This is a genomic window from Rothia sp. HMSC062H08 (genome assembly GCF_001810775.1).
GTDB lineage: Bacteria > Actinomycetota > Actinomycetes > Actinomycetales > Micrococcaceae > Rothia.
This window is the reverse complement of the sequence record NZ_KV802677.1, coordinates 20,864-34,506: the sequence shown is the minus strand read 5'-3', so window position 1 is coordinate 34,506 and position 13,643 is coordinate 20,864. Positions and strand designations below refer to the sequence as shown.

Sequence of the window (13,643 nt, the reverse complement as noted above, 5' to 3'; positions counted from 1 at the left end):
CTACTCGCTCTAAATATCGCCGAACGAAGAACCATTCTGTTTTACGCCCTCGGCATCGGCGCATCTGAAAAGTGCTGTTCAAACCCACACCCTGCGGGGTTGCATACAGACACAAAAGCCACATAAACTATTAGTGTTTGCAACGACCCGGCCATCACCGGCGAGCAATTCGGAAGAACGGACCGCACCTGCGGGCACCCGCCAATCGCTGCGGCGAGGGTGTCTTAGCGGAAGAGATGTAGTCCCAGTAGAACCGGACGGTTAAGCCCGATATAGCTGTAATAAGCGACTGATACCCGCCCAACGCGCCGCTCTTCCGGTGGCTAGGTATCGCGGACACGCGACGCCACGTAGCCCCGGGAGGGTTCGGTGCGTTGAGCTGTTAAATCAGTAAGCAAGGTGGTACCGCGCCGCATCCCGACCCCGGCACAACCCGGGCAAGTCAGCGATGCCCAGGCGTCCTTGCACCCGTCATGTCAATCCTCACCCGCTGAAACGGTGGGACGACGAGTGCTACGTACCCTGTCGCCCCAACCTCTCAGCGTTGAGAACAACAGATAAGGGCGCACAAACACATGTCCCATGTTTACCCCAAGGCGAGCGCCTTCGAAGCCGCAGGAAGCGGCGTCACCGCATCGCCCAAGTTCCCCGCACTCGAAGAGGCAGTCCTCGACTACTGGAAGAAGGACAACACCTTCTCCGCATCCGTCGAGAACCGCCCCGCAGGCGAAAACGGCGAAAACGAATTCGTCTTCTACGACGGCCCTCCCTTCGCTAACGGCCTGCCCCACTACGGCCACCTGCTCACCGGCTACGCCAAGGACCTCGTCGCACGTTACCAGACTCAGCGCGGCCACAAGGTAGAACGCCGCTTCGGCTGGGACACCCACGGCCTGCCCGCAGAACTCGAGGCAATGAAGCAGCTCGGCATGACCGACAAGCGCGAAATCCTCGAAATGGGCATCGACAACTTCAACGACGCTGCCCGCGCATCCGTGCTCAAGTACACCAACGAGTGGGAAAAGTACGTCACCCGCCAGGCACGCTGGGTCGACTTCGAAAACGACTACAAGACCCTGAACGTCGAGTACATGGAGTCCGTCATCTGGGCGTTCAAGCGCCTCTACGATAAGGGCCTGACCTACCAGGGCTTCCGCGTGCTGCCCTACTGCTGGAAGGACGAGACCCCCCTCTCCAACCACGAGCTGCGCATGGACGACGACGTGTACAAGGACCGCCAGGACCAGACCGTCACCGTCGCATTCCGCCTCACCGCAGACACCGCCCTCGGCGCTGACGAGAAGGTCGCCGCAGAACTCGACGGCGTCGAAGCACTCGCATGGACCACCACCCCCTGGACCCTGCCCACCAACCAGGCGCTCGCCGTTGGACCCGAGATTGAATACTCCGTCGTGCCCGGCGCGGGCAAGTTTGAGGGCCGCTCCTTCCTGATTGCCTCCGAGCTGCTCGGCTCCTACGCCAAGGATCTCGGCTACGAAGGCGACCAGCCCGAAAAGGACGCAGACGCAGCCGTCACCGCACGCTACACCGGCTCCCAGCTCGAGCACGTACGCTACACCCCGCTCTGGGACTACTTCGTAGACGCCGAAAAGTGGGGCACCGAAACCTCCTGGCAGATTCTCGTCGCCGACTACGTCACCACCGGTGACGGTACCGGCATCGTCCACCAGGCACCCGCCTACGGTGAAGACGACCAGAAGGTCTGTGAAGGCTACGGCATCCCCGTGATCCTCTCCCTCGACGAAGGCGCAAAGTTCCTGAACCTCTTCGCCAAGCCTACCGCCTCCGGCTCCACCGCCCTGGCTGAGATTGCAGGCGTGCAGGCATTCGACGCGAACCGCACCATCATCAACGCTCTCAAGGCAGACGATGTGCTGATCCGCGAGAAGTCCTACGTGCACTCCTACCCGCACTGCTGGCGCTGCCGTACCCCGCTCATCTACCGTGCAATCACCTCCTGGTACGTGAAGGTCACCGACTTCAAGGACCGCATGTACGAGCTGAACAAGCAGATCAACTGGATCCCGGAAAACGTGAAGTACGGCCAGTTCGGCAAGTGGGTTGAGAACGCACGCGACTGGTCCATCTCCCGTAACCGCTTCTGGGGCTCCCCGATCCCCGTGTGGGTTTCGGACGACCCGAACTACCCGCGCATGGACGTGTACGGCTCCCTCGAAGAGCTCAAGGCAGACTTCGGCCGCCTGCCCCTGAACAAGGACGGCGAACCCGACCTGCACCGCCCGTACATTGACGAGCTGACCCGCCCGAACCCGGACGACCCGACCGGCAAGTCCACCATGCGCCGCGTGGAAGACGTGCTCGACGTCTGGTTCGACTCCGGCTCCATGCCCTACGCGCAGGTGCACTACCCCTTCGAGAACCAGGAATGGTTCGAGAACCACTACCCGGCAGATTTCATCGTCGAGTACATCGGTCAGACCCGCGGCTGGTTCTACGTGCTGCACGTACTGGCGACCGCACTCTTCGACCGCCCCGCGTTCAAGAACGTCATCAGCCACGGTATTGTGCTCGGCTCGGACGGTCAGAAGATGTCCAAGTCCCTGCGTAACTACCCGGACGTCTCCGAGGTCCTCGACCGCGACGGCTCCGATGCAATGCGCTGGTTCCTGATGTCCTCCCCGATCCTGCGTGGCGGCAACCTGATCGTGACCGAGCAGGGCATCCGCGAGGGTGTTCGCCAGGTCATGCTGCCGCTGTGGAACGTCTACCACTTCTTCGCCCTGTACGCTAACGCCGCCAACAACGGTGAAGGCTACAGCGCAAAGCTCAAGTACGACTCGCAGCACGTGATGGACCGCTTCATCCTCGGCAAGACCCGCGAACTCATCGAGCAGGTCACCGCAGCGATGGACTCCTACGATATCTGGAACGCCTGCGAATCCCTGCGCCAGTACGCCGACGCACTGACCAACTGGTACGTGCGCCGCTCCCGCGAGCGCTTCTTCAACGAAGACACCGACGCATTCGACACCCTCTACACCGCACTGGTGACCGTGTCGAAGGTCGCCGCGTCCCTGCTGCCGCTCAGCAGCGAGGAAATCTACCGCGGCCTCACCGGTGAACGCTCCGTGCACCTGGCTGACTGGCCCGAGGCATCCGCTTTCGCTGACGAGTCCGACCTGCTGGCTCTCATGCAGACCGTGCGTGAGGTCTGCTCCGCCGGTTCGGCACTGCGCAAGGAAAAGAAGATCCGCGTGCGCCAGCCGCTGCAGAAGATGACCGTGGCGATCGCACCCGAGCAGTTCGCGGCACTGGGTACCGCTTTCGGCGAGAAGGGCGCGGAGTACTTCGCGAACATCGTCGAGGACGAGCTGAACCTGCGCCAGGTGGAGCTGGTCAGCGCCGACACCGTCGACCCCGCCGACTACGGTATCTCCCAGCAGCTGAAGGTCAACGCACGTGCGGCAGGTCCGCGCCTGGGCAAGCAGGTGCAGGTTGCCATTAAGGCTTCCAAGTCCGGTGACTGGACTGTGACCGAGGACGGTACCGTCCTGGTCGGCGTGGCAGCTCTGGACGGCGGCCTGGCTCTGGAAGAAGGCGAATACGAACTGGCAACCGTGGTTGCCGCTGACGCTGAGGGTGCTGAGCACACTGCAGCTGCGGTTCTGCCCGGTGGCTTCCTTGTCCTCAACATTGAGCTGACCGACGAGCTGGTTGCCGAGGGTATCGCCCGCGATACCATCCGCGCTATTCAGCAGGCACGTAAGGACGCCGACCTGAACGTTGCGGACCGCATCAACCTGAGCATCGCGGCACCGGAGGAAACTCTGGCAGCTCTGCGCACCAACGAAGCACTGGTGACCGGCGAAACCCTCGCCGTGTCCCTGCAGCTGAGCGAAGCAGCCGAGCTGAGCATTAGCGTAGCCAAGGCATAAAACGCCTGAACCGTACGGCCGTCCCGCCCCCTTCACAGGCGGGGCGGCCCGTCGTCTATCCCGCCGCACGGTTATCCCGCCGCACGGTGGGCCCCTGCCGGCACCGACCGGCTATCCCAGTGAGGAGAACAATGAGCGAGAAGAATTACCCCGCAATTCCCGACCCCGAGGGCGTGGAGCGGGTCTACAGTGAACTGCTGGCGCGAGCACCCGAAAACAAGATGGCGCCGCGCCTGGACGCTGTGGCGCGCGCCGTCGAAATCCTCGGCGACGTGCACCGTGCCGCGCCGGTCATCCACATCACCGGCACGAACGGCAAGACCAGCACCGCCCGCATGATTGAGGCGCTGCTGCTCGGCCACGACCTGCGTGTGGGCCGCTTTACCAGCCCGCACCTCGAAAGCGTCACCGAGCGTATCTGCATTAACGGCGCGCCCGTACCGGATGCCACCTTTGTGCGTATTTGGAAGGAAATCGCCCCTTACCTGCAGATTGTGGACGCGGAGATGACCTCCCGCGGCGAGCCCGCCCTGACCTTCTTCGAGTCCGTTACCGTGCTCGCCTTCGCAATTTTCGCGGACGAGCCGGTGGACGTGGTGGTGCTCGAGGTCGGTATCGGCGGCACCTGGGACTCCACGAACGTTGCCGACGGTGTGGTTTCCGTGGTCACCCCGATTGGTCTGGACCACACCGACATGCTCGGCGAAACCCTCGCCGAGATTGCAACCGAAAAGTCCGGCATTATCAAGCCCGGCGGCTTCCTGGTTTCTGCCGCACAGGACCCGGAAGCGGCGGACGTGCTGCTCGCCTCCGCCCGCGAGAAGGAAGTATCCTTCGCCTTTGAGGGCGTGGAGTTCGGCGTTGTCTCCCGTGAGCTTGCGGTCGGCGGTCAGCTGCTGACCCTGCGCGGCCTGGCGGGCGAGTACCCGGATGTTCCGCTGTCCCTGCACGGTGCGCATCAGGCACAGAACGCCGTGGTGGCTCTCGCCGCCGTGGAGGCATTCTTCGGCGGTCAGCGTCAGCTACCCGAGGACGTGGTGCGTACCGCGTTTGAGACGGTGCGCTCGCCGGGCCGTCTGGAGGTTGTGCGCACCGAGCCGCTGACCATCCTGGATGCGGGCCACAACCCGCACGGCGTGCGTGCTTCCGCGGCTGCGCTGACTGAGGCGTTCAAGCTGTCGCACCTGCATTCCGTGGTCGGTATTTTGGGTGAGAAGGATGCTCTGGGCATGTTTGAGACCATGCGCGAAGAGTACGTGGACGCTTCGGACGGCACGTTCCGCCTGTACTTGGCGGCGTCGGATTCGCCGCGTGCGATTGCGCCGGAGCGTCTGCACGAGCTCGCCCTGGACGCTGGTCTAGACGAAGACTCGATTGAGGTGTTCGAGCACCTGGACGAGGCGATTGCCACCGCCATGGAGAACGCCCTCTTCGAGCAGGAGTCGGCGGGCGTGCTGATTACCGGTTCGATTACGGTCATCGGTGAGGCGCGTACCCTGCTGGCTGCGCATGAGCAGGCGAAGACCCCCGGCGCTGAGGCTGAGGAGCTGCCGGATGAGCTGGGCGCCGAGGGTGCTTATGCGGGTTCTGCGGGTGCGGCGTCGGCTTCGACTCTGGCTGCCGCTGCGGCTGCGGCTGCCTCTGCTGAGCCGGATGAGCTGCTGGACGGCATCATGGCTGAGCTGGGTGGCGAGTCTGCGGCGGGTTCTTCGCTGGAGGATTCGCTGGGTCTGCCGCTGGGTGACTCGTACACCGATGATTTCTTCGGTGACGATGATTCCGAAGACGAATAAAGCCCACTGAGGTTATTGATGAGAAGGCGGGGTGCCGCCCCCTAGTTGGTTTTACCGGCTGGGGGAGCGGCGCCCCGTTTTTTGTGCCCCGCCTTTTCGCGCCTCTGCCCTCGTGCTCCCACTCGAACGCATGATTTCTCACGTGTTCCCATGGGCTCTCACCTAACCCCAATCGCCCGAGTGCAACCGGTATCTTCCGCCTCCACCCACCCATAAATCGAAAATAACGAAAAATTGTGGGCACCGGGGGCGCAAAACCGGGCACGCCTTGGCGTCACGGTGCTATATTCGCTGAGGCGCCGGCCCCAACGCCTGAGGCCGCACCAACACACCCGCACACATACGCATACCAGCGACGGTATGCCACATAGTGAAAGGCACCCATCATGCCCGCACCCTTCAACGATTTGATCGGCACCGATTCGTTCACGGAGACGCTGCGTCAGGAGAACCTCGCCACCTGGCTTTCCGCCACGAATCACCGTTTTGTTGCTGAGCTTTTTGACGGCTCAATCGCCCCGCAGGTCATGGCGGGGTACCTGGTGCAGGACTACCGTTTCCTCGATACCTTCCTCGCCCTGATTGGTGGCGCGATTGCTAACGCTGATACTCTCGCGGGTCGTCTGCGCCTCTCCAAGTTCGCGGGCGAAATTGCCGGCGATGAGAACACCTACTTCCTGCGTTGCTTTGAGACTCTGGGCGTGACCGAACATCAGCGTGACTCCATGCCCGATACGGAGGCGACCACCGGCTTCAAGCGTCTCTTCCTCGACGCGGCGGCTAGCGGCAGCTACGCGGCGATCCTGTCGGTGCTGGTGGTTTGCGAGGGCCTGTACCTGGATTGGGCGTCGAAGGCTCCCGCCAAGCGTCCCGAATCGTTTGTGCACCACGAGTGGATTACCCTGCACGACTACCCGGAGTTCCGTGAGCTGGTTGATTTCCTGCGCCGCGAACTGGACCGTGTGGGCCCGTCGGATGCGCAGCGTGCCCGCGAGTTCTTTAGCCGCGCGGTGGAGCTGGAGCAGCAGTTCTTTGACGAGTCGTACACCCACCCGCTGCCCTAACGCACTGCCCTCACGTGCCGTCTGTGCGCTCCACGGTAGTTGCCGTGGGAGCCGCCGCGCGTCGATAAGGCGAATGCCATAGAAAACATGCGCACCATGCCCCGGAAGGTCCCGCCCGCCGCTACGTTGCGGGCTCCTTCCGGGGCTTTTGTGTTTAAGGTACGTCACAAAAATGCGCCTATTTGCATGATCTGAGGCGTCATATAGTAAATGTAGAAGCTAATGGCGTGCTATTGAGCAATGTGAGAGGCTAGGATAAATGGGGTACTGCTTCCGGGGTGCTGGCTATGCCGCGCCGGTGAGTATCACCGTAAAACACTATCTAAAGGAGTCGTATGAGTACCGCCGCATCGAGTACTACCGAGCCCACCCACGCTGAAAAAGAAGCGCAGCACGGGCACGCGGGAACCCCGGGCAGCTACTCAGACCGACAGCTCGGATTCTGGCTGGTTGGCGCCGGCCTGATCGCACTCATTTCTTCAGCGATTCTGGTGTACGAGCGCCTGCAGATTTACATTGATGCCGGCCACTCCACGGTCTGCGATATCAACGCCCTGCTCAGCTGCGGCACGGTGATGCGCACCCCGCAGGCGGAAGCTTTCGGCTTCCCGAACCCGTTCATTGGTCTGGTGGGCTTCTCGATTGTGGTGACTATCGGTGCCGCAATCATGGCGGGTGCACAGTTTAAGAAGTGGTTCTGGGTGTGCATGAACATTGGTTTGGCTGCGGCGACCGCCTTCATTATGTGGCTGTGGTACCAGACGACGTTCCAGATTAATGCCCTGTGCCTGTTCTGCATGATCGTGTGGGTTATGACCATCACGCTTTTTGTAAAGACCACGGTCCGCAATATTTCGGCGGGTGTTATTCCGGCGTCGCAGTCGATGCGTGAGAGCGCTCGCGGCTGGTCCTGGTTTGCGATTAGCCTGTGGCTGATCCTGATTTTCGGCATTATTGTGATCCGCTTCTTTGAGGTCATTGTGAATATGATGCGCTAAGCGTTCATCTCTGAGCTTGGTTTGAGGGCTGATGCCCCGAACGTGCAACGCCCCGGTGCCTGTTGGTGCCGGGGCGTTGTTGCGTCTGCGGGTGGGTGAGGCTGCGCAGAATACGCCGGGCTGATCGTGCCGGGCAGAATACGCCGGGCTGGGGCGCCGGGTAGCGGGGGAGGCGCCGGTGACTTTGCCGGCGGCGGTCAGCGGGGAGGCGGCGCCGGTGCGTATAATGGTCAGGTATATTCTTGAGCGGCGTCAGCTGGAGCCGTCCGCGGGGTTTGCCTGCGGCGTTGACTGCCTGCCGTTCTGCTGGACACTAGATTCTTGATACCCCTTCGAGGAGAACCGTGAAGACTGCCGGAATTGCCGCAATGGGCGCTGCTGCCGTTATTTTTCTGACTGCCCTGCTGTTGCTGACCGCCGGTCACTTCTCGCTGCTGTGGGTGATTCTGCTGGTGGTTTCTCCGTTTGTTTTCATTCTGGGCGTTCCGTTTGCGACCGGTTCCGGTCCGGAGTACCTGCCGACCGACCCGAAGCTTGCTCAGCAGGCTCGTGAGGCGCGCGATGCGGAGCTGGGTCTGGACTAGCCCCTCCTCTGTGAAAGTTTTTGAAGCCGGGTGGTGCGTAGTGGCACGCCCGGCTTTGCTGTACCCGCAATGCGTCCGCCGCAGAGTGCCCGCGGTATTGTGCCCGTGCATCCTGCCGGGAGGTGAAGCCCAGATAGGATGGGCGGGGTGGCTTAGAGGTACCCTCTACCGGGTATAATGGAACACGGTGTCTTGTGCGCCCCGCACGCGCATAAAGATCCCCACCAACGCATCGAGGGAGAGTACCCGAAGAGCGCCGGCTATAAGCCGCGGAGCATAACTGTCGCACCGCGCGGGCCGCCCGCCTCGGCGAAGAAACCCGAAGACCGGCAGAGCACCCAGGAAGGGTGTGAGCGTGCCGTGCTCGAGAGCGAGGTGGCTGTGACCGTCGCGGCGCGCTCTGCGTTCCGCCCGCTCGCCCCCTACGGCAGAAGCACTGAATGAGATAGTGCCCGCGAAGAACGCGCACCGTAGGGTGAGGCTTGAGCCGCGGTGGCAGCAACTAGGCTTTGCGCTGTATGCGCGCTGTTAAAATCCTTGCGGTGCGGAGCAGGGTGTAACGAAAGAAGATTAATGTCTGACGAGAAGAACGTCGAACTTGGGGTTTTTGAGGCGCTGAACGCCCTCGCGGAGGAGAAGAACGCCTCTGCAGAGACCCGTGAAACTCTGCGTAAGAATGTTCGTGAGAGCTCTGAGGCTCAGCAGGGTGCTGAGCGCCGCCGTCCGGGTCGCCCGAAGAAGGAGAAGGCTCCTGAGGTTCCCCTGGATGAGGCGATTGCTGCTGGCCTGACCAACCTGCGTAATGCTAAGGCTAAGCACGCGCCGGCACCGAAGGTTGCCGCTCCCGTTGCGTCTGAGACCGAGGTTGCTTCTACCCTCGATAGCCTGTTTGCGGCTGCTGAGAAGAAGGCGGCTGAGCCTGCTGTTGAGGAGAAGACCGCAAAGGTCGAGACCGTCGAGAAGACCGCGAAGGTTGAAGAGGTCGCCAAGGTTGAGAAGGTTGCTAAGACCGAGACCGTGGAGAAGACCGCGAAGGTGGAGGAAGTTGTTGCCCCCGCCGCTGAGTCTGCCGAGCCTGCCGTTGAGGTGAAGGAAGAGACCGCCAAGGTTGAGGTCGTAACCCCCGCACCGGCTGAGAAGGCTGAAGATCCCGCTGAAGAGGCTGCCGCAGAGCAGCCCGCCGAGGCTGCTGCGGTTGCTGAAGAATCCGCAACCGAAGAAGCTGCACCTGAGGCACCTGCCGCAGAAGAGTCTGCTGAGGAGCCCGCGGCTGAGGAGCCCGCAGAAGCTCCCGAGCCGGTAAAGACCATTAGCGACCTGCAGCGCGAGAAGCTGCAGGAACTGCGCTCGCGTACCCCCATGGGTGCGATGCCGCTGTTCATGGCGCCCGAGCCGGAGGAGCTGAGCGAGCTCGCTGTTGCCGCCAAGCTGGAGCGTGAAGCACGCCGCGCCGCTGCCGAGGAGCAGAAGCGTAAGGAGCGCATGGAGCGCCGCCGCGAGGAGGCTGCCGCTGAGGCTGAGGTGACGAGCCACCGTCGCCGTCGCCGTCGCCGCGGTACCGAGGATATTGAGATTGAGGGCGGCGTTGATGATGACGTTGAGACCGTCACCAAGGTGCGTGCGCCGCGCCTGGCTGACTCTCACGCATCCAACACCGTGACCGGTGTGCGCGGTTCTACCCGCCTGGAGGCGAAGCGTGTGCGCCGCCGCGAGTCCCGCTCCCTGGGCCGCCGCCGCCACATCGTGACTGAGGCTGAGTTCTTGGCTCGCCGCGAGTCCGTGGACCGTCAGATGCTGGTTCGTCAGAAGGACGGCCGCATCCAGATTGGCGTGCTTGAGGACGGCGTGCTGGCTGAGCACTTCGTGTCCAAGACCCAGCAGGATTCCCTGATTGGCAACGTGTACCTGGGTAAGGTTCAGAACGTTCTGCCCTCCATGGAAGCTGCGTTCGTTGACATTGGACGCGGCCGCAACGCTGTGCTGTACGCGGGCGAGGTCAACTGGGATGTTACCGGTCTGGACGGTGCGCCCCGCAAGATTGAGAACGCCCTGAAGCCCGGCGATTCGGTTCTGGTGCAGGTCACCAAGGACCCGATTGGTCACAAGGGTGCCCGCCTGACCAGCCAGGTTTCCCTGCCCGGTCGCTTCCTGGTGTACGTGCCGGGCGGTTCGATGACCGGTATTTCCCGCAAGCTGCCCGACACCGAGCGTGCTCGCCTGAAGAAGATTCTGAAGGACAAGCTGCCCGAGGGTGCTGGCGTGATTGTTCGTACCGCGGCGGAGGGTGCTTCTGAGGAGGAGCTGACCCACGATATTAACCGTCTGCGTGCGCAGTGGGAAGAGATTCAGGAGAAGGCTAACTCCCGTAAGGTACTGGCTCCGGAGATGCTCTACCAGGAGCCCGACCTGATGATTAAGACCGTGCGTGACGTCTTCAACGAGGACTTCACCGCGATGATTGTTCAGGGAGAGAACGCCTGGGATTCCATCGAGGCGTACGTGACCTACGTGGCGCCGGACCTGGTTTCCCGCCTGCAGCAGTGGGATGGCGAGGATGACCTCTTCGACCACTACCGCATCAACGAGCAGCTGGCGAAGGCTCTGGACCGTAAGGTGTACCTGCCTTCGGGTGGTTCGCTGGTGATTGACCGTACCGAAGCCATGACCGTGGTGGACGTGAACACCGGTAAGTTCACCGGTAGCGGCGGCAACCTAGAAGAGACTGTCACCAAGAACAACCTGGAAGCTGCTGAGGAGATTGTCCGTCAGCTGCGTCTGCGCGATATTGGCGGCATTATCGTCATTGACTTCATTGACATGGTGCTTGAGTCGAACCGTGACCTGGTTCTGCGTCGCCTGATTGAGTGCCTGGGCCGTGACCGTACCAAGCATCAGGTGGCTGAGGTGACTTCGCTGGGTCTGGTTCAGATGACCCGTAAGCGCCTGGGTACCGGTCTGCTTGAGGTCTTCTCGGAGCCCTGCGAGCAGTGTGCCGGCCGTGGCCTGGTGGTTCACGATCAGCCACTAAGCGGTCGTAGCGGTGGCGCGTCGGATTACATCCACCGCCATGAGCGTAATGACCGTAAGCGTAGCCGTGCCGCTGCCCGCGAGGATTCTCGTGACCAGCAGAAGCAGGATGCCCTGGAGTCGAAGAAGGCTGAGCGCCGTAACGCTATGGCTGCGGTGGCTGCCGCATCCGCTCAGAGCGAGGACGTTTCGGAGGAGACCGCTTCGACCCGCAAGAAGCGTAAGCGCCGCAAGCGTTCGCGCCGCGCGGAGACCGCTGAGCTTTCGCTTGAGCAGGAAATTCAGGGTATTGCCGAGGCTGCCAGCGAGCAGGCTCACGCCGAGGTTGCTCAGCGTGAGGACAAGGTCGCTGAGGTCACCGAGGGCAACTGGATTGGTGAGCAGGGTGGTTTCTCCCTGGAGCAGCTGGCGAGCGCGTTCGACCGCGTGGAGGAGTCCGCTGAGGATTCCTCGAAGGACTCTGCTGAGGAGCGTTCTGACCAGGAACGTTCGGAAGAGCGTCGTTCGTCCAAGCGTGGCGAGAAGAAGTCTTCTCGTAACCGTAAGCGCCGCGAGCTGACCGATGCGGATATCGCCGCTGTGGAGGATTCCGGCGCGGGTGCGCTGGAGGACGAGCACCACGTTGACCCGGAGCTCGACCCGCGCTTTAGCCGCTCCTCGGATCGTTTCGAGGCGATTCGCGCCGGTGAGGCGAAGGCTCGTGCTTCTCAGAAGGCTGGCCGTCTTGCCCGCACCGAGGGTGAGTCGTTCCGTTCGGGCCGTGAGGATCGTTCGGAAGAGCGTCGTTCGTCCAAGCGCCAGGACCGTGAGCAGCAGAACGCTGAGGCAACCTCCGCTGAGGTAAACTCGGGTGTGCAGAAGGCTCAGGAGTCCAAGCGTGTTGAGCGTGAGGACCTGCGCATTGAGGATGTTCGTGAGACTCCGCGTGCCTCCCGCCGCCGTGCTCGTCGTGCCGCTGATGAGAAGCGTGCCGAGAAGGCAGCTGAGCAGAGCGTGGCATCCGAGCAGGCACCCGCAAAGGCTGATAAGGTTGAGAAGTCTGAGTCTCGCACGGTTGTGACCGGCGTGATTGGTGCTCCGGCGGTGACCGGTGTGGTGGGCGCAGCTCCCGTAGCGGTTGAGGCTCCGGTTGAGGAGGCTCAGAAGCCTGCGGCTCAGGTGCCCGGTTCGACCCCGCGTAAGCGTCGCACTCGCCGTGCGGCTTCGAGCGCCGGTGCCGGTGCTCAGGTCGTGACCGTGGACGCTTCCGAGCGTGCTGAGGGTTCCGTGGTTGCTTCCGCTTCTGTTGCGGATGTGGCTCCGGTGGCTGATGACGCTTCGGCTCCTGTCTTGTTCGGCATTGGCGTTGCTGCTGCCGACATTAAGCGTGAAGGTAAGGACGATTAGTCTTTAGCTTCCGATCATCGGAATTCCGATGGTGTGTGTATATGAGATAGCCTCGGTAGGGCGAGCCGGAACTTCCCTACCGAGGCTATTTTTTCTGTGCGTGTGCTGCGTCATTTTAAAGGCGCTACTAAGAGTGCGGTGCAGTATTAGAGGAGCATCACGTGGTGTCTGCGGATAATCCGCAAAATTATCTATTGCGCGGCGCGTAGATCATGCCGTATCCTTAAGGACTGGTGTTTATCTCAGTGAAGCCCTATCGACGCAGGGCCAGCGGGAGACACCGCTCCCACCCGCATCGTCTTCGGCGCGGTCGAGTATTCGGCTGAGTTGGAACGTGCGGGAGAGAGACACCACCGGTGAGCCTCGCGTGTTGGCTTCGGCGGGCAATCCCGCCGGAACGCACGGGCCGTTCCTCCTTGTTCGCGGTCATTCGACTGGCGGGGGAGGGCGCACAGCAATGAAAGCGCAGGCTGCTCATTCGTGTGAGATTCAAGAAGCAAGTTGTCGAGAAAAGTGAGTCCCATAGTGGCATACGCGATTGTACGCGCTGGCGGCCGCCAGGAGAAGGTTTCCGTAGGCGACCTCGTTACCCTTGACCGTGTTGCAGGCGAGCCCGGCAGCACCATCGAGCTGCCCGTGCTGCTGCTCGTCGACGGTGACAAGGTCACCGCTGACGCAAAGTCCCTGGCTTCCGCCAAGGTTGTTGCTGAGAAGGTTGAGGACCTGCGCGGTCCGAAGATCGTTATTCAGAAGTACAAGAACAAGACCGGTTACAAGAAGCGTCAGGGCTTCCGCGCCGAGCTGACCACCGTCAAGATTACCGCTATCAACGCGTAATCGAAACGACCGGAATTCAACCCTAAGGTAGGAATAC

General features: G+C 62.0%; 7 protein-coding genes. All 7 read left to right on the top strand.

What is annotated here, in order from left to right:
- Window positions 1-575 precede the first annotated feature (575 nt).
- The 7 genes from ileS (at window position 576) to rplU (ending at window position 13,606) form a co-directional block, all read left to right on the top strand.
- Window positions 576-3,917 (top strand): isoleucine--tRNA ligase, encoded by a 3,342-nt coding sequence (gene ileS / locus HMPREF2765_RS08485; RefSeq protein WP_070605343.1) that lies wholly within the window; start codon window positions 576-578, stop codon window positions 3,915-3,917.
- Window positions 3,918-4,048: 131 nt separating this feature from the next.
- Window positions 4,049-5,710, top strand: a complete 1,662-nt coding sequence (locus HMPREF2765_RS08480) for a bifunctional folylpolyglutamate synthase/dihydrofolate synthase (RefSeq protein WP_070605340.1) — start codon at window positions 4,049-4,051, stop codon at window positions 5,708-5,710.
- A gap of 386 nt (window positions 5,711-6,096) precedes the next feature.
- Entirely contained in the window at window positions 6,097-6,774 is a 678-nt protein-coding gene (locus tag HMPREF2765_RS08475; RefSeq protein WP_070599894.1) for a TenA family protein, read from the top strand.
- A gap of 335 nt (window positions 6,775-7,109) precedes the next feature.
- Window positions 7,110-7,772: a vitamin K epoxide reductase family protein gene (locus HMPREF2765_RS08470; RefSeq protein ID WP_012903408.1), complete on the top strand. Its 663-nt coding sequence runs from the start codon at window positions 7,110-7,112 to the stop codon at window positions 7,770-7,772.
- A 344-nt stretch (window positions 7,773-8,116) separates the two neighbouring features.
- On the top strand, window positions 8,117-8,356 hold the full coding sequence (locus HMPREF2765_RS08465; RefSeq protein WP_005505761.1) for a hypothetical protein: 240 nt from the start codon (window positions 8,117-8,119) through the stop codon (window positions 8,354-8,356).
- Between the two features lie 573 nt (window positions 8,357-8,929).
- A complete protein-coding gene (locus HMPREF2765_RS08455) occupies window positions 8,930-12,769 on the top strand; it encodes an Rne/Rng family ribonuclease (protein WP_070605336.1) in 3,840 nt (1,279 codons plus the stop codon).
- A 525-nt stretch (window positions 12,770-13,294) separates the two neighbouring features.
- Window positions 13,295-13,606 carry a 50S ribosomal protein L21 gene (gene rplU / locus HMPREF2765_RS08450; RefSeq protein WP_005505764.1) on the top strand — a complete coding sequence of 104 codons (312 nt, stop codon included), beginning with the start codon at window positions 13,295-13,297 and terminating at the stop codon, window positions 13,604-13,606.
- The last annotated feature ends 37 nt before the right edge of the window (window positions 13,607-13,643 follow it).